We start from the raw sequence: 22,837 nt of genomic DNA, 5'->3' as shown, positions 1-22,837 counted from the left end.
CCTCCGATGACTGTCAAAAACATGGCGGCTGACCTGCGATAACGTCAAACACCCCCTGTGGAGGACGCAAAATTTTGGGTACGGTTCTGACGTGCCCCCTAACGTTGAGGTCCGCCGCAGCAACCGACGCCGGCGTACCGTGTCCGCCTACCGCGACGGGGACAAGGTGGTGGTGATGGTTCCGTCAAGGCTGAGCAAGGCCGAAGAGGAACAGTGGATCGCGACCATCCTGGAACGGCTCGCCGAGCGTGAGCGCCGCCGGCGCCCCAGCGACGCCGACCTCCAGTCGCGTGCCCGGGAACTCTCGCGCCGCTATCTGGACGGCCGCGCCGACCCGGTCAGCGTCCGCTGGGTCGCCAACCAGCGCACCCGCTGGGGATCGTGCACCCCGGACGACGGAACGATCCGGCTGTCCACCCGGCTGCGCGGGATGCCCGCCTGGGTCGTCGACTACGTCCTCGTGCACGAGCTCGCGCACCTGCTCATCCCCGGGCACGGCGCCGACTTCTGGGAACTGGTTGGCAACTACCCCAAGGCCGACCGTGCCCGCGGGTACCTGGAGGGCGTCGCCGCCGCCGCGCACCTGCCGATGGAGGCCGACGCGCCGGGCGACGAGCCCGCCGAGGACCTGCACCGCGTCGACGGCCTGCACCCCGGTGACGACTTCCCGGACGGATTCCCCCGCAAGGCCGCCGGGTGAGCCCTGCCGCCGGCCGCCGCGCCGCCGTGCTCTCGCTCCCCGCCTCCCCGCCGGACGCCCCGCCGGGCGTCGATCCCGCCGAGTTCCGCCTTGCCCTCCTGGAGGACACCTACGAGGTCGTCGCCGGGCTCCAGCTCGTCACCCCCGCGCTCGTCCTCGACCCGCCCGACCAGCCGGACGCCGAAGCCGTCACCTGGCCCGGCACGGAGATCGTCCGGGAACCGACCCTCGCGAAGGCGTTCGCCGCCCTGCACGCGCTCGGGGCGGGAGAGGCCGCGCTGGTGGCCGCCGACGCCCCCGACCTGCCGCCGCTGCTGATCGGCAAGCTGTTCCGTGCCCTCGGCGGCGCCCCCGCCGCCGCGTGCCAGGCCGCCGACGGGCACGGGCTGGTGGCCCTCGCCGCCCGGCTCCCGCTCCCCGACTGGCTCGCCACCGTCCTGGACGAGGTCGATCTCGACACCCCGGACGCGCTGGCCCGGCTCCGCGCCGCCGCCCCGCGCCCCGGCCTGGTGCCGCAGGGCCCCGGCTGGCATCGCCTGCGAACCGTCGATGACCTGCGGTTCCTCGATCCCGGCCTGGAAGGTTGGGAGAACACCCGCGCCCTGCTGGAAGGGCATTCCCTCAGTACGTGAGCGCCCTGGCCACCAGGCCGCGGACGACGTCGTCGGTCGGCTCCGGGAGCGCGTCCACCGGGAACCAGCCGAGATCGTCCGACTCGTCGCTGACGGTGTGGCGCGCGTCGTCCGGGGCGATGGCGACGTACTGGACGTCCAGATGCCAGGTGCCCTCCGGGTGGCAGCGCACCGCGTGCCGGTCGAGCTGGACGGGGCCTGGCAGCAGCCGCAGCCCCGCGATGCCCGACTCCTCCGTCGCCTCCCGTAGCGCGGCGCCCGCGAGCGTCACATCGCCGGGCTCGCAGTGCCCGCCGAGCTGGAGCCACACCTTGATCTTGGCGTGCAGCGTCAGCAGGACCCGGGAACGCGAGGAGTCCAGGACGGCGGCGCTGGCGGTGATATGGCCCGCCGCGCACCCACGCCACAGCCCGTCCGCCGGATGCTCCTCCAGATGCCGCAGGAACTCCAGCCGCGCCCGCTCCTGATCGGCGTCGGGCGCCCGCCACGACTCCAGGACGTGCCGGGCGTCCTGGTGCAGCGGGCCCGTCACGTCCGGCCGATACGCGGATACCGCGAGTTGGCCGGGTGGCGGCGGCGCCGCTCCTGGTCGACCGGGCGGTGCCAGCACAGCGTCGCGCGGGCGATCCGCCTCCGGATCACGTTCGTGGACGAGTCGGGCTCATACCGGCAGCCGCTCGCGTGCGACCGTTGGGTCCAGCTCACGGGCGGGGCCCCGCGGTGTCCGGGCCGCCCTCGTCGTCGCCCTTGTCCTCGTCGCTCTTGTCCTCGTGGGGCGTGTTCTCGTCGGGCCTGTCTTCGTCGGGCTTGCCGAGCCCCTCGTCGTGGGGCTTGGTGAGCTTGGAGATGTCCAGGTCGGACAGGCCCTCGATCTCGTCGCGGCCGTGCACGAACCCGTCGGGGTCGTCGAGGTCGGCGGCGGTCGGGAGCAGGTCGGGGTGCTCCCAGATCGCGTCCCGGCCCTCGTTGCCGCGCACCTGCGTGATCGCCTGCCAGAGCGCCGACGCCTCGCGCAGCCGCCGCGGCCGCAGTTCCAGGCCGACCAGCGTCGCGAACGTCCGCTCCGCCGGGCCGCCGGTGGCGCGCCGCCGCCGTACCGCCTCGGCCAGCTTCACCGCCCCGGGCAGCCGTCCCTCGGCGACCTGGTTGACCACGGTGTCCACCCAGCCCTCGACCAGCGCGAGGGTGGTCTCCAGCCGGGCCAGCGCCGCCTTCTGCCGCGGAGTCTCCTCGGGCTGAAGCTGGATCTCCCCGCCGAGCGCCTCCTGTAGCGCCTCCGGATTGCTCAGATCGAGCCCCTGGACGGCCTGCTCGATGCCCGACAGGTCGACCGTGATGCCCCGGGCGTACTCCTCGACCGCGCCCAGCATGTGGGCGCGCAGCCACGGGACGTGCGCGAACAGCCGCTGGTGGGCGGCCTCGCGCAACGCCAGGTAAAGCCGGACCTCGTCCTCGGAGACCTCCAGGCCCGAGCCGAACGCCTCGACGCCGGCGGGCAGCAGCGCGCCCACGCCGTCCGGTGCCAGCGGCAGCCCCACGTCGGCGGAGCCGGTCACCTCCCGGGCCAGCGCGCCGAGCGCCTGCCCGGCCTGGCCGCCGACCATCGCCCCGGCCATCTGCTTGACCATCCCGATCAGCGGGCCCGCCATCGCCTGCATGTCGCTGGGGATGTCCCCGGCGCCGCCCAGCGCGCCGCCCATGGACTCCACCATGCGCTCGGCGATCGGGTCGCACACCTTGGACCAGACGGGCAGCGTCTGCTCGATCCACTCCGACCGGCTCCACGCCTGCGGCGTCCGGATGCCGGCGGGCAGCGTGGTGCCCTCGTCCAGCCACAGGTCGGCCAGCCGCAACGCCTCCTCGACCTGGCGCCGCTCGGCGTCCACGATCGAGGGGTCGCCCTGCTCGACCACCGAGTGCCGGGCGATGTTCTTGGCCAGATCCCAGTTCAGCGGGCCGCCGCCCGCGCCGCCCGCGCCCTGGCCGCCGATCATGTCGGCGAACCGGTGCAGCATGTCGGCGAACTGCGCCATGTCGCCGCCCATGCCCTTGAATGGATCCTGGGGCCGGTCGTCGTCTCCGTCGCCGGGACGGTTGAAGCCGAAGGGATTGTCACTCATCGGTTTGCCCCTGGGATGCATGATGGGCTCATATCCGCAACGTTAGCCGGTCCCGGCAAGGTCGCGTACACAAGGAAGGGGGCACCCCCGTGGCAACGGGCAAGGTTCGCCCTCGGCGTAGCAAGGGCCCGGTCGTCGCCGTCACCGGCGCGGCCTCCGGCGCGGGGCGGCTGCTGGCCGCCCGGCTCGTCGAACGGGAAGAGATCCGCAAGGTCGTCGCCATCGACGCGCACCGGGGCGATGTGCCCGGTGCCACATGGCGCGTCGTGGACATCAGGGATCCATTGCTGTCCAACCGCCTCTCCGACGTGGACGTGATCATCAACCTGGACGTCGAGCACTCCCCGGAGGCGGACGCCCGCGAGCGCCGCACCCACAACGTCCGCGGCGCGCAGACCGTGGTCACCGCCGCTGCCGCCGCCCGTGTCCGCCGGGTGATCCTCGTCACCAGCGCCATGGTGTACGGGGCCGGGCCCGGAAACGAGGTGCCCCTGCCCGAGGACGCGCCGCTGCTGGCCGAGGCCAACGCCTCCATCGCCGGCGACTTCCTGGAGATGGAGGAGCTGGCCGCGAACGCGCCGCTCACCCATCCCGGCCTGGAGGTCACCGTCGTCCGCCCGGCCGCGCTGGTCGGGCCCGGTGTCGACACGGTCGTCACCCGGCATTTCGAGGCGCCGCGGCTCCTGTCGGTGAAGGGCAGCACCCCCGGCTGGCAGTTCTGCCACATCGAGGACCTCGCGTCCGCACTGGAGACCGTCGTCGTGCAGGACGTGGCGGGGCCGGTCGCGGTCGGCGGTGAGGGCTGGCTCGGCCCGGCCGAGGTCGCTGAGATCACCGGCAAGCGCGGCTTCGAGCTGCCCGCCGCGCTGACCTTCGGGATGGCGCAGCGGCTGCACCGGCTCGGGATGACCCCGGCGCCCGCGACCGACCTGCACTACGTCGCCTACCCGTGGGTCGTCGACTGCGCGCGGCTGCGCGCCGCCGGCTGGAAGCCCCTCCACGATAACGCCGCCGCGCTGCGCGCCGTGATGGAGGAGACCGCCGGGCGGCACGCCGTCGTCGGCCGCCGCGTCGGCGGCAAGGAGGCCACCATGGCCACCGCCGCGGGCGCCACCGTCGCCGCGATCGGCGCCGCCGCCGCGATCCGCCGCGCCCGCAAGCGCCGCCGCTGACCCCCGTCCCGGACGGGCCGCCCGCCACGGGACGGACCGCCCGGCCGGGTGATCGCCCCGGGCTCTAGCCGGACGGGGGAGAACCGGACGGTGACGGTGACGGCGATCCCGACGGCGGCGTGGTGGGGGAGACGGCCGGAGTCTTGGGCTTGGCCTGCTGCGCGGCGGCCAGGGCGTCCCTCGCCTGCCTGATCCGCTTCCAGGCCTCGCCCATCGCCGGGTAGTCGCCCTCGCGCTGCGCCTTCTCATAGGCGTCCACCGCGGCCCGCAGCTCGGTGATCGCCTTCTGTGCCTCGGGGGTCAGCGTCCCGCCCGGCGGCGCCCCGGGCGAGGTCGGCACGCCCGGACTGCCGAGGACCTTGTCCAGCGCCTGGTCCACGGTGTCCGCCGCCGCGACGGCACCGCCGAACCGCACCAGCACCTTCCCGAGGAACGGGTACGGCTGCTGCTCCGATCCGCCCGCCGCCTTGGCGTACATCGGCTCGACGTAGAGCAGGCCGCCCGCGAACGGGATGGTGAGCAGGTTGCCCGGCACCGTCTTGGTGCCGCCCTGTCTCAGCGTGAACAGATCGCCCTTCACCTGGGTGTCGGTCTCGAACGAGCTCTGCACCAGCCCTGGCCCGTCCGGTTGCGCGTTGCGCGGCATCTCCAGGACCTGGATCTGCCCGTAGTTGCTCCCCGGCGTGGACCCGATCGACATGAACGCCGCGAGCTGGGCGTTCTCCCGCGGGTTGAAGACCGTGGTCAGCGCGAAGTTCGCCGCCGTCTCGTCCGGCATCCGCAGGCTCTGGTAGTACGGCGGCTGCCGCTTGCCCTTGGCGCTCGGATCCTCCGGCACCTCCCAGAAGCCCTCGCCGCTGAAGAACGCCGCCGGGTCGGTCACGTGGTACTTCGACAGGATCTTCCGCTGCACCTTGAACAGGTCCTGCGGGTACCGGAAGTGGCTCTCCAGCTCCGGCGGGATCGACGAGCGCGGCTGGACGGTGCCCTTGAACACCTTCATCCAGGTCTTGGTGATCGGGTCGTTCTCGTCCCACTGGTACAGGTGAACGGTGCCGTCATAGGCGTCGACCGTGGCCTTGACCGAGTTGCGCATGTAGTTGATGTGGTCGTTGGCCTGCCGCGCCACCGCCGACCGCGTGTCGGTGATCGTGTCGCGGGTCGCCTCCCCGAGGCTCATCTCCTCCGAGTACGGGAAGCCGTCGGACGAGGTGTAGCCGTCCACGATCCACACGATGCGCCCGCCCACGACCGCCGGGTACGGGTCGCCGTCCAACGTCAGCCACGGCGCCGCGCGATGCACCATCTCCCGCGGCGTCCGGTTGTAAAGGATCTTGGCGTCCTTCTTGATCGCGCCCGACAGCAGGAGGTTCTTGTCCTGGAACCGCGTCGAGTACAGCAGCTTGCGGAAGAACGAGTCGATCTCGATGCCGCCGCGCCCGCCGTAGGTGCTGCTGCGCTGCCCGGACTTGCTCGTCCCGTCGGGGTAGTTCAGCTCCTGCTGCCCGCGCCCGCCGACCACCGAGTACCGCGCGGACCGCTCACCGAAGTAGATCTCGGGGTGGGTCACCTTGATCTTCTGCTGTGGCGTGACCGGCATGGCGCTGGTGATGAACTCCGGCACCCTGCTCTTGGTGAAGTGGTCGCCGTAGGCGGACACGAACCCATAGCCGTGGGTGTAGACCATGCGGTCCTTCACCCAGCTGTGCTGCCCCGCCGGCGCCCCCGACACCTCGCGCAGCGCGACGATCGTGTCGATCGTCTTGCCGTCGATGGCGTAGCGGTCGACGTCCAGCGTGTCGGGGAACTTGTAGAACGGGCGGATCTGCTGGAGCCGCTGGAACGTCTCCCCGAGCACGTTCGGGTCGAGGAGCCGGACGCCGCCCAGCTTCTCCCGCTCGGTCTCCAGCTGCTTCTGGTCGGACACCGGCTGCGACCCGTACGGGACGACACGCGCCCCGTCCACCCCGTACGCCTTGCGGGTGAACTCGATGTTGCGCTCGATGAACGCGCGTTCCCTGGCCAGCTCGTCCGGCTTCACCTGGAACTGCTGGATCAGCAGCGGGTACACGCCACCGAGCAGAATCGCCGACAGCACCAGCAGCGTGAAACCCACACCCGGAAGCATCATGCCGCGGCGCAGCAGGTTGCTGACGAACATCACCGCGCAGATCAGCGCGATGACCGCCAGGATCGTCTTCGCGGGCAGCAGCGCGTTCACGTCCGTGTAGGACGCGCCGGTCGTCACGCCGCGTTCGGAATGCACCAGGCCGTATCGGTCGAACCAGTAGGCGAACGCCTTCAGCAAGACGAACAGCCCCACCAGGACCGACAGATGCGCGCGCGCGGGCGGGCTGGCCTTGTCACCAGGACCCTGGAGCCTCAGCCCCCCGTACAGGTAGTGCACCATCACCGCGGCCAGGATCGAAAGGATCACTGTCGCGAATACGACACCCAGGACCAGCCGCAGGAACGGGTATGTGAAGACGTAGAACGACACGTCCTTGTGGAACTGGGGATCCTCGATGTGGAAGGGCGTCCGGTTGAGGAACGCCAGCCACACCGGCCACCGCCCCGCCACCGACGAACCCGTCAGCACTGCCAGCAGCGCCAGCAGGCCCACCGCGATCAGCCGCCGGCGCGGGTCGATGACCGACCGGTACCGCTCCAGGCCCTGCTGTTCCACCGACAGCGGCCGGTACGCGGGCCTCAGCCGGTGCGCGATCCACACGTTCGCGCCCACGATCAGCGCCATGAACAGGCCGGAACCGAAGAACAGCACGAGCTTGGCCCGCAACTGCGTCGTGTACACCGACGAGAAGCCGACCGAGTCGTACCACAGCCAGTTGGTGTAGACCGCGGTGAACACCAGATAGGCGATCAGCAGCGCGGCCAGCGCCACGAGAACCGGTAGCACCAGCCGCGTCCGCCCGCTTCCGAGCCGGCGCCCGAAGCCGGGAGTCCGGAAGGTCAAGGGCCCCTCCGATCGAGATCACGCTCACCGGCCACCGGCCGGTGCTGTGTATGCAACTTACCGACTGGGCGGGGGGTTCCCGCACTTCCCCGAGCTGATTGAGGGAAAGATGGGCCCGTGAGTCTTCTGGAAGAAGTCGTATTGGATCTCGAACGTCACTGGGCCGAACGGGCCTGGGACGCCCAGCCCTGCCTCTACGCGCTGGTGCGCAGCACCGAGCTGCGCAAGGCGGAACCCGAGCTCGCCGACCAACTCGGCCTGCCCGCCGGCGCCGACACCCTCGCCGCGCTCGAACAGCCCGAGCTGCCCGACCAGGCCGCCGTCGAGGACGCCCTCGCCTCCATCGCGTGGCCGGAGGCGGTCGAGGGTTGCGCCCTGGTGATCGAACGAGTCGTCCTGCCGCCCGAGGCCGAGGAGGAGATCCCCGAGGACGAGGCGGAGGCCGCCGCTTACGCCGCGACCCACCCCGGCCGCGAGGACGTCCGGATGGTCGTCGGCGTCCTGCGCGACGGCGCCCGCCACTCCGCGCTGCGGCTGCGCCGGCACGACGCCGAGGACGAGGTGCTCGTCGGACCCGACCTCGTCCCCGCCCTCGCCGAGGCCCTCGCCGCGACCTTCGAACCGGACGAACCAGGCCAGGCCGGGTAGCCTGCGGAACGTGACCGAAGTCAGCACCGCCCGGACCCGCGACGTCATCCGGCTGATCGGTGTCCGCGAGACACCCCTGTCGGTCGACGAGGTCCTCGCCGCCGTCGGCGATCCCGCCGCCGGCGGCACCGCCGTGTTCGTCGGAACCGTCCGCGACCACGACCACGCGCGCGCCGTCCGGCGGCTGTCCTACAGCGCCCACCCCACCGTCGAACGCGAGCTCCGCGCCGTCATGGAGACGATCGCCGCGGACTACCCCGTCCGCGCCCTCGCCGCCGTCCACCGGGTCGGTGACCTGGAGATCGGCGATCTCGCCGTCGTCGTCGCCGCGTCCTGCCCCCACCGCGGCGAGGCGTTCGACGCCTGCCGCCGGCTGATCGACGACCTCAAGGCGCGGGTGCCGATCTGGAAGCACCAGACCTTCGCCGACGGGGGAGACGAGTGGGTCGGGGCCTGCTGAGGCCCCCATGCCGCATAGGCTTTCCGCCATGTCTCGTCGTGCCGCCACGCTGACCGTCGCGAGCGTGCTCGTCCTCGCGCTGGCCCTCGTCGGCTCCCTCATGCCCGTGCCGTACGTCGCGCTGATGCCCGGCCCGACCAGCAACACCCTCGGCACCAACGACAAGGGCCAGCCGCTGATCAGGATCGACGGCCGGCAGACCTACGACGACAAGGGCCACCTCAACTTCACCACCGTGACCTACCGGGGCGGCCCCGGCGGGCGCATCGACCTGTTCACCGCCCTGCGCGGCTGGCTCGCCGGCGACACCGCCATCGTCCCCGAAGAAACGATCTTCCCCAAGGACGAGTCGCAGAAGCAGGTGGACGAGGAGAACACCCGCCAGATGCAGGACTCCCAGCAAAGCGCCGAGGCAGCCGCCCTGAACGAGCTGAAGATCCCCATCAGCACCCAGGTCGTCGTGGACGGCGTCCAGAAGGGCAAACCCGCCGACGGCAGGCTCAAACCCGACGACGAGATCACCGCCCTCGACGGCGCCGCCGTCACCAGCGTCGCCCAGATCACCGGCACCATGGCCAAGCGCAAGGTCGGCACCCCCGTCACCCTCACCATCAAGCGCGCCGGCAAGGAGGAGAAGCAGACCATCACCACCGTCGCCGACTCCACCGGCAAGCGCGCCGTCGTCGGCGTCGTCCTCGGCGACCGCTACAAATTCCCCTTCAAGATCGACATCAGCGTCGGCGACATCGGCGGACCCAGCGCCGGCCTCATGTTCTCCCTCGCCATCGTCGACAAGCTCACCCCCGGCGCCCTCACCGGCGGCAAGTTCATCGCCGGGACCGGCACCATCACCCCCGAGGGCAAGGTCGGCCCCATCGGCGGGATCCAGCAGAAGATGGTCGCCGCCCGCCGTGCCGGCGCCACCCTCTTCCTCACCCCCAAGGACAACTGCTCCGACGCCACCTCCGCCCGCCCCGACGGCCTCCGCCTCGTCCGCGCCGACACCCTCCACGACGCCGTCCAGGCCATCAACGCCCTCACCTCCGGCAAGGGCCCCGTCCCCGAGTGCTCGAAGTAAAACCGTTCGAACCACCCCCGGCCATGCAATAGAGTTAAGACATCACCGCGGGGTGGAGCAGTTCGGTAGCTCGCTGGGCTCATAACCCAGAGGTCGCAGGTTCAAATCCTGCCCCCGCTACGGTTCCTGGGGTCCGTGTGGTCGTGCGCTTTTGGCGCACTTCCCCGCGGGCCCCTTCGCCATTCCCGGGGGGGCGACCCCCCGGACCCCCCGATGTGGGGGGCTCCGCCCCCCACGCCCCCTTCGGGGCTCCGCCCCTTTTGGGGCTTCGCCCCTTGCCCCCTGGGCTTCGCCCATTTTTGGGGCTCCGACCCTTGGCCCCTTTGTGGGGCTCTGGGCCTTGGCCCCTTGTCGGGCTTTGCCTCTGCTTAGGTGCTCTGATCTGGGTTTGGCGGGGTGGGGAGGACTAGGCGGAAGGTGCAGCCTTGTCCGGGGGCTGTGTCCAGTTCCAGGCGGCCGCCGTGGTCTTCGGCTATGGCGGCGGCTATGGCCAGTCCTAGGCCGTTGCCGCCGTGGTCGCGGGAGCGGGACGGGTCTACGCGGTAGAAGCGCTCGAAGAGGTGGGCGGCCTTGTCGGGGGTGAGCCCGGGGCCCTCGTCGGCCACCTCGATGACGCAGATCTGTGTTCCCTCCTTCAGCGCGGGGGAGGGGCTGACCCGGCCGTTGTGGTCGGTGCCGCGATCGGCGTTCACGCAGGCGATGCCGACGCGGACGTGGATCGGGGTGCCGGGGCGGGTGTGGATCAGGGCGTTGGAGACCAGATTCGTCAGCACCTGCCGGAGCCGATGGGGATTTCCGGTCGTTTCTACCAGTTCCAGTTCTCCTGCGCCGTCGCCCAAGGGTTTCAGGGTGATGAGGCGGCTGGGATGGTGGACGGCGGTGGCGCCGATGGCGTCCGCGGCGATGGCGAGCAGGTCGACCGGCTCGCTGGCGTAGGTGGGCTCCAGGTCCAGCTTGGCCAGCAGGAGCAGGTCGTCGACCAGCACGCTCATGCGCTCGGCGTTCTGGCGGATCAGGCGGTCGGCCGCGCGCCGTTGGCGTGCCGGGAGCTCGTGGTGGCGCAGTGACAGCTCGGCGAAGCCCTGGATGGAGGTCAGGGGAGTGCGCAACTCATGTCCGGCATCGGCGACGAAACGGCGGAGCCGGGCCTCGGACGCCTCGTGCTCCCGCAGCGCCCCCTGAACCTGTTCCAGCATGGCGTTCAGCACGTCCCCCAGGCGGCCGATCTCGGTGCGCGGGTCGGTGTCGGTGATCCGCTCGTCCAGCCTGCCTGCCGTGATCTCCTCCGCGGTCCGCTCCATGCGCGTGAGCGGCAGCAGCCCCAGCCGGACCACCCAGCGGCCGGCGACCACCAGTGCGGCCAGTGTCACCGTCAGGACGACCCCGTTGAGCCACAGCAGCTTGGACATCGCGCCGTCGACGGTGTCCATGGGGAGGGCGACGATGAAGATCTCGCCGTTGGGTGCCGTCCCGCGGCGCACCCGCCAGCGGCCGTCGCCGGCGGCCGCGGGGAGCGTCGTGAGCTCGCCTGGACGCAGGGGCAGCCGGGCCGCGGTCTGCGGGAGGCGGGGCGCCGACTTCGGGCCGCGTCCGAGGGATCGTGGCGAGAGACGGCCGGAGTTGTCATAGAAGTAGAGGCGGAAGTCCGACGGCAGATCCACACCCTGCGGCGGTGGTGGGAGGGCGGGTTCCCAGCGTCCCTTGCCGGGTGTCGGGGGAAAGTCGCGTAGCTGATCGTCCACCTGGCCGAGCAGCCACGACCGCAGGACCACGAACCCGATCGCCTGCGTGGTCAGGACCGCCACGGCCGCCAGGGCGGTGGCGCCCAGCACCAGGCGGCGGCGGAGCGACCCCCGCCCCCCGGGGAGCAGCCTGATCACGGTCCGGCCGTCTCGCGGGGCAGCCGCAGACAGTACCCCACCCCCCGGACGGTGTGGATGAGCGGCGGGTCGAAGCGGTCGATCTTGCGGCGCAGGTACTTGACGTAGGTCTCGACGATGCGGCCGTCTCCGTTGAAGTCGTACCGCCACACGTGGGCGAGGATCTGGGCCTTGCTGAGGACCCGGTTCGGGTTGGCCATCAGGTAGGCGAGCAGGCTGAACTCGGTGGGGGAGAGCCGGATATACTCGCCCGCGCGATGCACCTCGTGGGCGGCGTCGTCCAGGATCAGGTCGGCGTAGCGCAGGACGTCCCGAGCCGTTCCGTTGCCGTCGGCAGCGCGGGATCGCCGGAGGATCGCCTGGATGCGCAGCAGCACCTCCTCCAGACTGAACGGCTTGGTGACGTAGTCGTCCGCCCCGGCGGCGAGCCCGGCGATGCGGTCCTGGACCTCGCCGAGGGCAGTCAGGAACAGGATCGGGGTGTCGACCCCCACCGCCCGCAGGGCCTCGGTGACGGCCAGACCGTCCACGTCCGGGAGCATCACGTCGAGGATGATCAGGTCCGGGTCGAACCGCTTGATGGCCAGCAGCGCGCCCTGGCCGGTGTCGCAGCTGTCCACCTCGTAACCCGACAACCGGAGCGTGGACTCCAGCAGGACGCGGATGCCGGCCTCGTCCTCCACGACCAGCACGCGCCGCGGGAACTGTTCCGCGTCCTGCTCGACCACGATCGATCACCTCGCCAACGGGTTCAGCGAGCCGCGCAGTCGTAGAGGGTAGCGGCACCTCCCATCCCCATCGGGCCGGCCTGACTGCCGTAGACAGAAGGGGGCACTGCCCGGCAGTGACGGGAGACCCACGCGCTTCGCTCCGCCGGCGGGCCGGTCCGTCTCGGGAACGGGCCCGGCGGCATCGCGGAGCCGAGAACGAAGCGCAGCTCACCGCTGCGTGTCCACTTCTCAAGCCGCCGAACCGACGGAGCGTCATCGGCCGACATGAAGCCGCCCATGCCGATGACGTGCGAGTCGCTGTGCAGGATGTACACCGATGCGGCCATCGCGCCGCCTTCGACGGCCAGGGTGATCCGCGCCGAGCCGGAGTTGCGTCGCGTGTAGTCCAGGACCTTCTTCTGGTCGGCGGTGAGCACCGCCCCCTCTCTCGCGCCCCCCGGCGGGAAGGGACCGAACCGGCGGGGGCCACCGGGCCTCGGGGGGAGACCACGAGGCATGTCCCCTCCCTCCCGGAGCGGCGGCATCATCCGCGGGCCCGCGGCGGGGAGACCCCCGCTGATCGGCCCGCCGAAAGGAACGATCACCGACCACGCGGCGGGCGCGATCAGCACCGCCAGCGCGCCGGCTCCGAGCGCCACGGGCACCAATCGGGCGGGACGCCAGCACGCGGCGCACAGCAGCACAAGGGCGGCCACCCCGGTGACGGCCACCGGCCACACCAGCCACCCGTGCCACTGTGGTGACCGCCGGATCACCACCACGGCCCACGCCGCCGTGCTCGCGACGGTGACCGCCGCGACCGGGGCGGGCCACCGGGAACCGGCCCGGTGGGCGCGGACCAGCACGACCGCCAGCCCCCCGCACAGAGCGCCGATGGCCGGGGCGAGCTGCGTCGTGTAGTACGGGTGGAAGATCCCTTTCTGCAAGGAGAACACGGCGGCGCACACGACCAGCCAGAGGCTCCACAGGACCCAGCCCGTGGCGGGCAACCGGTGCTTGCGACATAGCACGGCGACCGCGATGGCCACCGCGCACACCGGGAGCAGCCAGCTGATCTGCCCGGCCACCTCGTCCCCGAACATCCGCAGCGGGCCCGTGTCGCCGCCGAACATCGGGCCGGGTCTCGGCGCGCCCTCCGGGCCACCGGGACGTGGACCGCCGGGGCCCGGTCCCTGCCCGAAAACGCGGCCAAGGCCGTTGTAGCCGATGACCAGATCCCAGGCCGAACCGTCCTTGCTGCCGCCGATGTAGGGCCGGTCACCCGGCCACAGGGCCACCAGCGCCACCCACCAGAGCGACGTCACGGCCAGGACCGCACCCGACGCCACCAGCCTCCAGATTCTGGCCATCCAGGGGCCGCTCGCGCCGACCAGCCAGGCGGCCGTGAAAGCGGGCAGCACGATCCACGCCGCCAGCATCTTCGTGACGAACCCGCAGCCGATCAGGGACGCGGCCCCGCACAGCCACCATGTGGCGGCCCGGCCCGCAGGCTCCTGGACGGCCCGGGTCAGCGCGTACGCCGCGCACACCAGCAGGAGGAGCATCGGGGTGTCGAGATTGTTGGTGCGGGTGATCGCCACGGTGACCGGGGTGAGTGTCAGGACGAACGCGGCGACCAGGCCGGCGCCTTCGCCGGCCCAGCGGCGCACCGCCCGGTGCAGCACCAGCACGGCCAGGACGCCCTCGATCACCTGGGGCAGCAGCAGCGCCCAACCGTGCAGTCCGAACAGCTTGATGCTGATCACCTGCGGCCACAGCCCGGCCGGGGGCTTGTCCACCGTGACCACGCCCACCGGGTCGTACGAGCCGAACATGAAGTTCGTGAAGCCTTCGCCCATCGACTTCACCGCTGCCGAGTAGTACGCGTTCCCCCACCCCAGTGAGTTGAGGGACCAGCCGTACAGAACGCAGGACAGGGCGAGGATCGCGCCGAGCGCGGCAGTGGGAGCCCAGGTGGGCACGGACCGCGGCGGGGCCGCGGGCGACCTCGGCGGGGAGTCGGCCGGGGTGACGATGTCGGAGCTCATGAGGATTCGCTTTCATCGAGGGCGGGAGCGGCGCGGCGGCGGAACACCGCCGTTCGCAGCACGACGAAGCGGATCGCGGTGACCAGCACCGACGCGACCGCCAGGACCAGGGTTTCGGCGCCGTGCGAGGCGTCGGGCTCGGCACGCTGGAACAGCAGCACGGCTGCGGACGTCACCGAGTACCCCACCGTGAACAGGGCACCGGCGCCCAGATGCGCACGTCCGGCGCCGACCGCGGCCCCGCGGAACGTCAGCCGCCGGTTCGCCTCGGTGTTGAGCACCGTCAGCACCACCAGCGAGACCAGATTGGCCACCACCGCCGGCCACCACGACCGCAGCAGCCAGTACAGCAGCGCCTGCCCGGCCGTCGAGACGATGCCGATCGCTATGAAGCAGACCAGTTCCCAGGTCAGGGCCGCCCGCTTGCCTGCGGGCGCGAGCACCGCGTCGGGATGCGCGGCGGACGGCTCGGCCCGGCGCGGCACCGCGACGTCGGCGGACCCGGATGCCTTCGACCTCGCCATTCGCCACATCCCCTTCAGATCGTCCAGGACGGTCCGGACGATGTTGACGCGGCTGTCGACGTCCTCGACCCAGTCGACCGGCACCTCGTGGATGCGCAGGCCGTTGTGTTCGGCGAGGACCAGCAGTTCGGTGTCGAAGAACCACGAATCGTCCCGCGTCACCGTCAGCAGCGGCCGGACGACGCGTGTCCGCGCGGCCTTGAAGCCGCACTGCGCGTCGCTGAAGCGGGCGCCGAGCCCGTACCGCAGCAGCGCGTTGTAACAGCGCGAGATCAACTCGCGGCGCGGGCCGCGCACGGTGCGGGCCCCGGGCGCGAGGCGGCTGCCGATCGCCAGGTCGGAATGCCCGCTGGCCAGGGGCGCGAGCAGCGGCAGCAGCCCGTCCAGCCCGGTCGACAGGTCGACGTCCATGTAGGCGACGATGTCGGCTTCGCTGGTGACCCATGCCCGTCGCAGGGCCAGGCCGCGCCCCTTGCGGTCCAGGTGCAGCACGTTCAGGCCTGGCAGGTCGGACGCGAGTCTGCGCGCGACCTGGAGGGTCCGGTCGGTGCTGGCGTTGTCTGCGACGGTGATGCACCAGGGGAAGGGCAGGTGTTCGAGCAGGTACGCGTGGAGCGTGTGCACGCAGCCGGGAAGGGCCCTTTCTTCGTTGTAGACGGGGAGAACGATCTCCACGGTCGGTGTCCCGGATGCTTCCACGTCCGGGACGAAGCGGGGATGGTAGCGCTCGGCCGCGCTGTCCGCGGTCGAGCTGACATCACTGGGAGCAGGCGTCATGGGAACCTCGAAGGACCGATCAGGTAGGGAGCGTGAACGCCTACCGCACCGGGTATTCGGGGACGTCGGTCGCGTCCCCGGCGCGGGGACCCCATGACACTTCCGGCACACCCGGAAGATCAACGGGGAGAAGGCGGGGAATTCGCCGAGAGTTTTCTTGCCCGCACGCGCCCGGCGTCCTTCGCCGCCACCGAGATGTCACCCGGAGACCGCAGGTCAGAGCCCGCTTGCGCTCAGGCGTGGGGGTTGAGGTGAGGGGTGAGGGTGAGGGCCAGGTGGATCGTCAGGCGGGCTTGACCGTCGGCGAGGTCGAGGGACGTCAGCTCCTCAATGCGGCGGAGCCGGTGGTAGAGGGTCTGGCGGTGGACGTTGAGGGCCTTGGCCGTCTGCTGGACGTTGCCTGCCAGGTCCAGGAAGGTGCGGGCTGTCTCGGCCAGATCGGGGTGTTCCAGGAGCCTTTGCGTGCCCGGGGTCTGCGTGGCTTGGGTGAGAGGTTCGTCGCCGGTGTGGCGCAGGAGACGGAGGACGCCCAGGGACGTCCAGTCGCGGGTCTCGCCGGGAGCCGCGACGCGGGCGGCCACGCGGGCGCGCAGCCAGCACTCGTGGACGTGGTCCAGAGTGGCGCACGGGGTGCAGAGGCCCGCCTGGACGGGCGTGTTGCGCTCCTCAAGCAGGCGCCGGGCGCGGTCGACGACCGCGCGGGGGGCGGCGGTCGGGATGACGAGGATGTGGTCGCCCTGCCAGACCGTCGTGAGGACGGAGTGGGGGAGCAGCCACGGGTTGAGCGGTTCGGCGGTGCGGGTGCGGAGGACGGCGACGGCCAGGGGGGTGCTCAGGTCGGCTTCGGCGAGTTCGCTGGCGGCCTGGGCGCGGACGTCGGGCTGCGTCGACAGGAGGTCGGCGACCCGGTAGCCGAGGTCGTCGCGCTCGCGGGCCTGCCGCGCCATGAGAAGCCCGGCGCGCTCGCAGAGCGGCATGGCCTGGGCCGCGCGGGGGCCGGTGATGCGCTCCTGGTCGTCCAGCAGCCAGAGGTAGCCGTAGGTGACGTTGTTCCAGCGGGCGGGCAGGCACAGCCGGCCGAGCTGGCCGCGGGACGTGTCGGCGGGGATGCGGACGGGCCCGGTCGCGCGGGCGATGCCGTGGCGTTCGAAGCGGGTGCGGACGGCCTCGGTCGCGCGGCGGTGCAGGATCGACTCCATCCGGACGGGGTCGATCGTGTCGCCGTGCGCGGCGTAGGCCACGAGGTGGAAGTCGCGGTCCTCCAGGGTCGCGGGTGCGCCCAGGAGGTCGGCGGCCAGTTCCACGATCTCCTGCAGATCGAGGGCCATGGTCATCCTTCTGACATCTGTATGACAAATATGCTGCCCGAAAGTGACAGTTGACTATACGCGACCGTACGAGATCGCTTCTAACGTGCGAGATGTCAATCGTGGTTGGAGGTCTCGATGCCCAGTCCCCTTCTGCTTGCGGCGGCGCGCAGTGACCGGATGCGCGGTGTGGTGACGACCGTCCCTCTCACCAGGGGAGTCGTCGACCGGTTCGTGGCCGGTGAGACGGTGGAGGACGCGATCGGCGTGGTGCGGGAGCTGTCGGGCGCAGGGCTCCTGACGACGCTCGACCACCTGGGAGAGGACACCACCGAGCGCAGCCAGGCCGACGCCACGAGGGACGCCTACCTGGATCTGCTCGCGGCTCTGGAGGAGCAGGGACTCGCGAAAGGTTCCGAGGCTTCGGTGAAGCTGTCGGCGCTGGGGCAGCGGCTTCCCGGTGATCTCGCGCTCGACAACGCGCGGGCCGTCTGCGCCGCGGCGGGACGGGCGGGCATGACCGTCACGCTCGACATGGAGGACCACACGACCGTCGACTCCACGCTGGACATCCTCGGCAAGCTGCGCGCCGACTTCCCCTGGGTGGGGGTGGCCGTCCAGGCCATGCTGCGCCGAAGCGAGGGCGACCTGCGGGACCTCGCCCACGAGGGGTCACGGGTCCGGCTCGTCAAGGGCGCCTACGCGGAGCCGGGCTCGGTGGCGTTCCAGGGGAAGCCGGAGATCGACCGCGCCTACGTGCGGGGGCTGCGAACCCTCATGGAGGGGGCCGGCTACCCCATGGTCGGTAGCCACGACCCGCGCATGATCGAGATCGCGCTCGCCATGGCCGCACGATCCGCCAGGGCCGCCGACTCGTACGAGTTCCAGATGCTCTACGGGATCCGCGCCGCCGAGCAGCGGCGGCTGGCAGAGGCGCACCAGATGCGCGTCTACGTCCCGTACGGGGCCGACTGGTACGGGTATTTCATGCGGCGCCTGGCCGAACGCCCCGCCAACCTCGTGTTCTTTCTCCGTTCGTTCGTCTCTCGCTGACCAGGAGGGTCCCTTTCATGGACGCCGTGACCACTGTTCCGACGCCGGTGAACGAGCCGGTGCGCGGCTACGCCCCCGGCAGCGCCGAGCGGGCCCGGCTGGAGGCCAAGCTCGCCGAGCTGACCGCGCAGGCCCCCATCGACCTGCCCATGACGATCGGCGGGGAGCGGCGGCTCGGCGCCGGGGCGAAGGTGGCGGTCGTGCAACCGCACCGGCACGCCTCGGTCCTCGGAACGCTCGGGACGGCGACCGAGGACGACGCGCAGGACGCCATCGAGGCCGCACTGACGGCCGCTCCCGCGTGGCGGGCGCTGTCGCTGGACGACCGGGCCGCGATCTTCCTGCGCGCCGCCGACCTGCTGTCGGGACCGTGGCGGGAGACGCTGCTGGCCGCGACGATGCTCGGCCAGTCCAAGACCGTCCAGCAGGCGGAGATCGACAGCCCGTGCGAGCTCGTCGACTTCTGGCGCTTCAACGTGCACTTCGCCCGGCGGGTCGTCGCCGAGCAGCCGATCAGCAGCCCCGGCGTGTGGAACCGCTCCGACCACCGTCCGCTGGAGGGGTTCGTCTACGCCATCACCCCCTTCAACTTCACGGCCATTGCCGCCAACCTGCCGACCGCCCCCGCGCTCATGGGGAACGTGGTCGTGTGGAAGCCGTCGCCGACGCAGACGTACTCGGCCGTGCTGCTCATGCGGCTGCTGGAGGAGGCCGGACTGCCGCCGGGCGTCATCAACCTGGTCACCGGCGACGGGCTCGCGGTGTCGGACGTGGCGCTGGCGCACCCGGAACTGGCCGGGATCCACTTCACCGGGTCCACCGCCACGTTCCAGCACCTGTGGAAGACGGTCGGGAACAACATCGAGAAGTTCCGGTCCTACCCGCGGCTCGTGGGCGAGACCGGCGGCAAGGACTTCATCGTCGCCCACCCGTCCGCCGACCCCGGCATCCTGAGGACGGCGCTGGTGCGGGGCGCCTTCGAGTACCAAGGGCAGAAATGCTCGGCCGCCTCCCGCGCCTACGTCCCCCGGTCACTCTGGGAGGGCGGCCTGAAGGAGACGCTCGCCGCCGAGGTCGACGAGCTGACCATGGGCGACGTGACCGACCTGTCCCACTTCATGGGCGCCCTGATCGACGAGCGGGCGTTCGCGAAGAGCAAGGCCGCGATCGACCGCGCGCAGGACGACCCGTCCGTCGAGATCATCGCCGGCGGGACCTACGACGACTCGGTCGGCTACTTCGTCCGGCCGACCGTCCTCGTCTCGGACGACCCCGCCGACGAGATCTTCCGCACCGAGTACTTCGGCCCGATCCTCGGCGTCCACGTCTACGAGGACGACCGGTACGAGGAGATGCTCGCCCAGATGGAGTCGGCGTCGGCGTACGCGCTGACCGGCGCGATCATCGCCGACGACCGCGCCGCCGTGGCCCGCACCGCCGAAGTCCTCCGCTACGCGGCCGGGAACTTCTACGTCAACGACAAGCCCACCGGAGCCGTCGTCGGACAACAGCCCTTCGGCGGCGCCCGCGCGTCCGGCACCAACGACAAGGCCGGCTCCATCCTCAACCTCCTCCGATGGACGTCGCCGCGCTCCATCAAGGAGACGTTCGTGCCGCCCACCGACTACCGCTACCCCCACATGTCCACCGAGTAGCCGACAGCACCGGGGGTGGGCCTCGCCCGGGGCGCCGACAGCCCCCGGCGAGGCCCGGTTCACACCCTCGCCGCGCCCGCTTCGCTACCGGTTTGCGCAAGCCACAGGCGCCCCATAGAGTTAAGACATCACCGCGGGGTGGAGCAGTTCGGTAGCTCGCTGGGCTCATAACCCAGAGGTCGCAGGTTCAAATCCTGCCCCCGCTACCAAGAAGCACAAGGTCAGGGCCCGGTTCTCAAGATCGAGAACACGGGCCCTTGATCGTTTGTCCGTGATTCGTCCGTGGCACTGAGAGCCACCGGGTGACCGCATCCGGCCTTAAAAGATCTTTCTGGACACGGGTCAGGACGCGTCTACGCCGAGCGCCCGGTGCAGATCGATGGTCAGCACGCGGTAGTTGCGGCCGACCTTGGTGATCTTGCAGGGGAAGTGGCCTTCGCGGGCAAGCCGGTAGGCCTTGGCGCGGCCGAACCCGAACGCCTGCCCGGCCGTGACGACGTCCACGGTCGCCGGCAGGGCACGCAGTCGCTCAATACTCATCGGTTCCATCTCGGTAATCGTCTTTCTGGGTGGATCGGACGAGGACTGTGACGCGGGCGTTGCTCCGCGGCGGCACCGATGTGTGCCCTGCCGCGTCGCGGGTGTGTGGACGGCCGCTCGGAGCCTGAGTTCGGGTCTGCGGCGTTGTGCGGCGTGGCGCCGTCCTGGGAAGTGGCTGTGATGGATGCGGATTTGGCGCCTTGCTCACATCATCGGTCGGGACTCCTTCACGGTGGGTCTGCCCTGCTGCCGCCCGGTGGGGTCCCGCTGGGGCACCCCCTGGCGGATGTCGTGGGGGAAATCCAGGGCGGCGGGGTTGGCCGGGGGATCGTCGGTGCCGTCATCAGCGACGAGGTAGTAGCTGGCGATGGCTGCAACGACGGCGCTGTAGGAGAAGCGCCAGTCTTTGCCGATGCGCATGCCGGGGATGTCGCCGCGGCTGGCGGCCTTGCGGATGGTGGGCGGCGCGATGCGGATCTTGGCGGAGAGCTCCTCGGTGGTGAGGATGTCGGGGTCCGGCTCGTAGCCGGTGCTGTCGGCCATGATCGGTGCCCTCTCCCGCTCGGCGACGCCGCCGTTCCGCGGCCTCTGCTGACCAGCATGCACGACTAAGGCGTCTTTGCGCTCTTTGAGGCGACTTAGTGTGTGTTGGGTCTTAGTGAGGTGGTTTGGTTCGCGTGTCGGCCATGACCGGTCTCAGGGCTTGGCGGCTGTGGGCGAGCGTGTGGCGCTGGCCTGCGCGGTCGGCGCGGGGGAGTTGAAGAGCGCGGTGGGAGAGGGGCGGTAGGGAAGTCGCCAGCCGCGAGGACGGCCGCGGTGTCAGGGCGGGGACGTGGCGGGGCTACCCGCTGCGGAGGGCCTGGTGATGCCCGCAGGGCGGCGAGACGATCGGCCGCGTGGCGGGCTGCGGTGGCCTGGTGATCGTGCAGGACGTCAGCGATGGTCTGCACGAGGTCGATCAGGGCGGCGAGCAGGTGAAGTAGCGCAATGGCGGGGTCGGGGCGTCGGCGACGCGCAGCGTCGAGCGCATGGATCCGGGCTGCCTGCCGGAGGGCGTACCCGTAACGGGTCGGTGTCGGGGTACGGAGGTACGGCTGGCGGGCCGCCCGGTCGAACAGGTCGGCTGCCTGCCCCAGACCTGGGTCATCGAAGACACGCGCAGCCAGATGCAGCGTGTCGGCAGTGGCGCGGTTCAGATCGGCGCGTACCTGTGCGTCACGGGTATTCAGGTAGACCCGGCGAGCCGCGGCGACGGCCATGTTCAGCTCTTCGTACCACTCGCCGGTGTCCTGGCTGTGGGTTGCGTGACCTGTGGGGGCGGGAGTTTCGCGCTGGGTGTGGCCTGGGGGCGGGGTGTAGCGGCGGCGTAGTTGCGGGATGGTCAGATCTGGGGCGAGCTTCCCGCCGGAGAACCAGATCGGGTTCCCATCGCGGTCGGTGTGGCCATGCAGCGCGACGGCGTACCCGGTCACCGCACCCGGATCACATGGGCTGTACCGGACGCGGACCGTCACTCGCCGGTCAGTATCCAGGTCGGTGAGAAAGCCCCCGACCGAGGAGGTACCCGCAGCGGTCTGGGAGACCAGGCGTCGCAGGGTCGCCCGTGGCGGCTCGCGTCGGCCCGTCCGGCCAGCGTGCTCGGTCTCGGCTCGGGTCGGCCGGGGCGCTGCGGTGCGATCGGCCGGGGCGGTGACCGTCAGGCCGAAGCGCTGCTCAATCGCCCGGCAGGCCGCGCGAACTTTGTAATGGTCGCCGTGAATGCTGACCCATCGGCTGTCCTCGCGGGCCAGGGTCACGACCAGATGGATGTGGTCAGGGGCGTGGCGTACCGCCACCCACCGGCACGCCCCGTCGTCGCCCCGAGGCGCCAGCCCAGTGCGGTGCATCAGCTCCTCAGCGATCTCGGCCCACTCATCGTCGGACAGCCCCCGGTCACCGGGGGGGGCTGTGCGCATCCCGCAGTGCCACACCGGCTGCACGAACCCCTTGCGTGGTTGCGCGTCCAACGGGGAGTTGAGCAGCGCGGCCAAGCGCCGCACGTCCCGTCTCTCGTCGTGGGCCATCGGCGGCTCCATCGCGGCCGGATGCCGAAACCCAGCCACCACGGGCGGATCGACATGTTCGTTGGCCCGCCCTGGCCCGAACAGGTAGGCCAGCAGCCCGGCCACCCGCTGGCCCCGGGTCACTTTGCCGATCACCGCAGCCTGCGCCCGATCCGGACTGCGATGTCATCCACTCGCCGAACCGCGCGAATACACATCTCGGCATACCGTTCCATGCTCCCTGGTATCTGCCCGGTCGCGTGCATCTCCCGGACGACCTGATTGAAGTTCACCCCGATCCGATTCGCCGCACGGGTCGCGGCGTTCAAATCCGAATGCAGCTCACGCAACACCGAATCAACAGGCCTCGACTCGTCGCGCGCAGCGGCCACCGCCGCCTGCGCCACGAACGCGCCATAGGCCAGCCCCTGCCGTTTCGCCGCGCCCACAATCTCAGCTTCCTCGGCCTGGTTGACCCGGAACCGCATCACCTTCAACCGGGCTGCCCCTGCCGTGA

The 22,837-nt window shown here is 71.0% G+C and carries 21 protein-coding genes and 2 tRNA genes; 10 read left to right on the top strand and 13 right to left on the bottom strand.

Annotated elements, in window-relative coordinates:
* The first annotated feature begins 139 nt into the window (after window positions 1-139).
* Both AMA02S_RS10290 and AMA02S_RS10285 read left to right on the top strand, forming a co-directional pair.
* Window positions 140-700: a M48 metallopeptidase family protein gene (locus AMA02S_RS10290; protein WP_084264957.1), complete on the top strand. Its 561-nt coding sequence runs from the start codon at window positions 140-142 to the stop codon at window positions 698-700.
* Complete coding sequence (locus AMA02S_RS10285; RefSeq protein ID WP_245667438.1) at window positions 697-1,332, top strand: hypothetical protein; 636 nt, start codon at window positions 697-699, stop codon at window positions 1,330-1,332. The genes AMA02S_RS10290 and AMA02S_RS10285 overlap by 4 nt, the downstream gene beginning before the upstream one ends.
* Here AMA02S_RS10285 and AMA02S_RS10280 read toward each other — a convergent pair.
* The 3 genes from AMA02S_RS10280 to AMA02S_RS10275 are packed head-to-tail and all read right to left on the bottom strand — an operon-like array spanning window position 1,322 to window position 3,452.
* The gene (locus AMA02S_RS10280; RefSeq protein WP_245667437.1) at window positions 1,322-1,864 is read right to left on the bottom strand and encodes an NUDIX hydrolase; all 543 of its coding nucleotides are present in this window, start codon (window positions 1,862-1,864) and stop codon (window positions 1,322-1,324) included. The genes AMA02S_RS10285 and AMA02S_RS10280 overlap by 11 nt on opposite strands.
* Window positions 1,861-2,037, bottom strand: coding sequence for a hypothetical protein (locus AMA02S_RS41565; protein ID WP_157430495.1), 177 nt, complete (start codon window positions 2,035-2,037; stop codon window positions 1,861-1,863). Before AMA02S_RS41565 ends, AMA02S_RS10280 begins: the two co-directional genes overlap by 4 nt.
* Window positions 2,034-3,452 carry a zinc-dependent metalloprotease gene (locus AMA02S_RS10275; protein WP_067455344.1) on the bottom strand — a complete coding sequence of 473 codons (1,419 nt, stop codon included), beginning with the start codon at window positions 3,450-3,452 and terminating at the stop codon, window positions 2,034-2,036. Before AMA02S_RS10275 ends, AMA02S_RS41565 begins: the two co-directional genes overlap by 4 nt.
* Window positions 3,453-3,541: 89 nt before the next feature.
* Between AMA02S_RS10275 and AMA02S_RS10270 the strand changes: the two genes are divergently transcribed.
* Window positions 3,542-4,624 (top strand): NAD-dependent epimerase/dehydratase family protein, encoded by a 1,083-nt coding sequence (locus AMA02S_RS10270; protein WP_067455341.1) that lies wholly within the window; start codon window positions 3,542-3,544, stop codon window positions 4,622-4,624.
* A 64-nt stretch (window positions 4,625-4,688) separates the two neighbouring features.
* Here AMA02S_RS10270 and AMA02S_RS10265 read toward each other — a convergent pair whose 3' ends face one another.
* A complete protein-coding gene (locus AMA02S_RS10265; protein ID WP_067455337.1) occupies window positions 4,689-7,598 on the bottom strand; it encodes a UPF0182 family membrane protein in 2,910 nt (969 codons plus the stop codon).
* 117 nt (window positions 7,599-7,715) lie between these two features.
* Here AMA02S_RS10265 and AMA02S_RS10260 point away from each other — a divergent pair, with 117 nt between their 5' ends.
* The 4 genes from AMA02S_RS10260 (at window position 7,716) to AMA02S_RS10245 (ending at window position 9,904) form a co-directional block, all read left to right on the top strand.
* Window positions 7,716-8,246, top strand: a complete 531-nt coding sequence (locus AMA02S_RS10260; RefSeq protein ID WP_067455334.1) for a PPA1309 family protein — start codon at window positions 7,716-7,718, stop codon at window positions 8,244-8,246.
* Between the two features lie 10 nt (window positions 8,247-8,256).
* Window positions 8,257-8,706: a molybdenum cofactor biosynthesis protein MoaE gene (locus AMA02S_RS10255; RefSeq protein ID WP_218004906.1), complete on the top strand. Its 450-nt coding sequence runs from the start codon at window positions 8,257-8,259 to the stop codon at window positions 8,704-8,706.
* 28 nt (window positions 8,707-8,734) lie between these two features.
* Window positions 8,735-9,784: a YlbL family protein gene (locus AMA02S_RS10250; protein ID WP_067455328.1), complete on the top strand. Its 1,050-nt coding sequence runs from the start codon at window positions 8,735-8,737 to the stop codon at window positions 9,782-9,784.
* Between the two features lie 46 nt (window positions 9,785-9,830).
* Window positions 9,831-9,904 (top strand) — tRNA-Met (locus tag AMA02S_RS10245).
* Between the two features lie 248 nt (window positions 9,905-10,152).
* On the opposite strand, the gene AMA02S_RS10240 is transcribed toward AMA02S_RS10245, so the two are convergent.
* The 5 genes from AMA02S_RS10240 to AMA02S_RS10220 all read right to left on the bottom strand — a co-directional run bounded on the left by AMA02S_RS10240 (window position 10,153) and on the right by AMA02S_RS10220 (window position 17,051).
* Entirely contained in the window at window positions 10,153-11,664 is a 1,512-nt protein-coding gene (locus tag AMA02S_RS10240) for a sensor histidine kinase (protein WP_218004905.1), read from the bottom strand.
* Window positions 11,661-12,392: a response regulator transcription factor gene (locus tag AMA02S_RS10235; protein WP_067455321.1), complete on the bottom strand. Its 732-nt coding sequence runs from the start codon at window positions 12,390-12,392 to the stop codon at window positions 11,661-11,663. Before AMA02S_RS10235 ends, AMA02S_RS10240 begins: the two co-directional genes overlap by 4 nt.
* Window positions 12,393-12,415: 23 nt before the next feature.
* Window positions 12,416-14,422, bottom strand: a complete 2,007-nt coding sequence (locus tag AMA02S_RS10230) for an ArnT family glycosyltransferase (protein ID WP_067455319.1) — start codon at window positions 14,420-14,422, stop codon at window positions 12,416-12,418.
* Window positions 14,419-15,723 carry a glycosyltransferase gene (locus tag AMA02S_RS10225; RefSeq protein ID WP_084264956.1) on the bottom strand — a complete coding sequence of 435 codons (1,305 nt, stop codon included), beginning with the start codon at window positions 15,721-15,723 and terminating at the stop codon, window positions 14,419-14,421. The genes AMA02S_RS10230 and AMA02S_RS10225 overlap by 4 nt, the downstream gene beginning before the upstream one ends.
* A 233-nt stretch (window positions 15,724-15,956) precedes the next feature.
* Window positions 15,957-17,051, bottom strand: a complete 1,095-nt coding sequence (locus tag AMA02S_RS10220; RefSeq protein ID WP_218004904.1) for a PucR family transcriptional regulator — start codon at window positions 17,049-17,051, stop codon at window positions 15,957-15,959.
* Between the two features lie 117 nt (window positions 17,052-17,168).
* Between AMA02S_RS10220 and AMA02S_RS10215 the strand changes: the two genes are divergently transcribed.
* The 3 genes from AMA02S_RS10215 (at window position 17,169) to AMA02S_RS10205 (ending at window position 19,947) form a co-directional block, all read left to right on the top strand.
* A complete protein-coding gene (locus AMA02S_RS10215) occupies window positions 17,169-18,083 on the top strand; it encodes a proline dehydrogenase family protein (RefSeq protein ID WP_067455313.1) in 915 nt (304 codons plus the stop codon).
* A gap of 17 nt (window positions 18,084-18,100) precedes the next feature.
* A complete protein-coding gene (gene pruA, locus AMA02S_RS10210; RefSeq protein WP_067455310.1) occupies window positions 18,101-19,738 on the top strand; it encodes an L-glutamate gamma-semialdehyde dehydrogenase in 1,638 nt (545 codons plus the stop codon).
* A 132-nt stretch (window positions 19,739-19,870) separates the two neighbouring features.
* Window positions 19,871-19,947: transfer RNA gene (locus AMA02S_RS10205), tRNA-Met, on the top strand.
* A gap of 133 nt (window positions 19,948-20,080) precedes the next feature.
* On the opposite strand, the gene AMA02S_RS10200 is transcribed toward AMA02S_RS10205, so the two are convergent.
* From AMA02S_RS10200 to AMA02S_RS10185, 4 genes are all read right to left on the bottom strand, one after another.
* Window positions 20,081-20,278 carry a hypothetical protein gene (locus AMA02S_RS10200; protein ID WP_067456897.1) on the bottom strand — a complete coding sequence of 66 codons (198 nt, stop codon included), beginning with the start codon at window positions 20,276-20,278 and terminating at the stop codon, window positions 20,081-20,083.
* Between the two features lie 204 nt (window positions 20,279-20,482).
* Window positions 20,483-20,821, bottom strand: coding sequence for a helix-turn-helix domain-containing protein (locus AMA02S_RS10195; protein ID WP_067455307.1), 339 nt, complete (start codon window positions 20,819-20,821; stop codon window positions 20,483-20,485).
* A 95-nt stretch (window positions 20,822-20,916) separates the two neighbouring features.
* Entirely contained in the window at window positions 20,917-22,476 is a 1,560-nt protein-coding gene (locus tag AMA02S_RS41560; protein ID WP_157430494.1) for a relaxase/mobilization nuclease domain-containing protein, read from the bottom strand.
* A complete protein-coding gene (locus AMA02S_RS10185) occupies window positions 22,473-22,808 on the bottom strand; it encodes a hypothetical protein (protein ID WP_067455301.1) in 336 nt (111 codons plus the stop codon). Before AMA02S_RS10185 ends, AMA02S_RS41560 begins: the two co-directional genes overlap by 4 nt.
* Window positions 22,809-22,837 lie beyond the last annotated feature (29 nt).

Origin of the sequence: Actinomadura macra NBRC 14102 (genome assembly GCF_001552215.1) — a bacterium.
In the GTDB taxonomy this organism is placed as follows: Bacteria; Actinomycetota; Actinomycetes; order Streptosporangiales; family Streptosporangiaceae; genus Spirillospora; species Spirillospora macra.
This window is presented reverse-complemented; position numbering and strand designations above follow the sequence as displayed.

Excerpts from the sequence above, each read along its gene's own strand:
- pruA (WP_067455310.1), top strand. The coding sequence starts at position 18,101 with ATGGACGCCGTGACCACTGTTCCGACGCCGGTGAACGAGCCGGTGCGC.
- AMA02S_RS10195 (WP_067455307.1), bottom strand. The coding sequence starts at position 20,821 with ATGGCCGACAGCACCGGCTACGAGCCGGACCCCGACATCCTCACCACC.
- AMA02S_RS10250 (WP_067455328.1), top strand. The coding sequence starts at position 8,735 with ATGTCTCGTCGTGCCGCCACGCTGACCGTCGCGAGCGTGCTCGTCCTC.
- AMA02S_RS10220 (WP_218004904.1), bottom strand. The coding sequence starts at position 17,051 with ATGGCCCTCGATCTGCAGGAGATCGTGGAACTGGCCGCCGACCTCCTG.
- AMA02S_RS10185 (WP_067455301.1), bottom strand. The coding sequence starts at position 22,808 with ATGCGGTTCCGGGTCAACCAGGCCGAGGAAGCTGAGATTGTGGGCGCG.
- AMA02S_RS10200 (WP_067456897.1), bottom strand. The coding sequence starts at position 20,278 with ATGAGTATTGAGCGACTGCGTGCCCTGCCGGCGACCGTGGACGTCGTC.
- AMA02S_RS10225 (WP_084264956.1), bottom strand. The coding sequence starts at position 15,723 with ATGACGCCTGCTCCCAGTGATGTCAGCTCGACCGCGGACAGCGCGGCC.
- AMA02S_RS10275 (WP_067455344.1), bottom strand. The coding sequence starts at position 3,452 with ATGAGTGACAATCCCTTCGGCTTCAACCGTCCCGGCGACGGAGACGAC.
- AMA02S_RS10230 (WP_067455319.1), bottom strand. The coding sequence starts at position 14,422 with ATGAGCTCCGACATCGTCACCCCGGCCGACTCCCCGCCGAGGTCGCCC.
- AMA02S_RS10215 (WP_067455313.1), top strand. The coding sequence starts at position 17,169 with ATGCCCAGTCCCCTTCTGCTTGCGGCGGCGCGCAGTGACCGGATGCGC.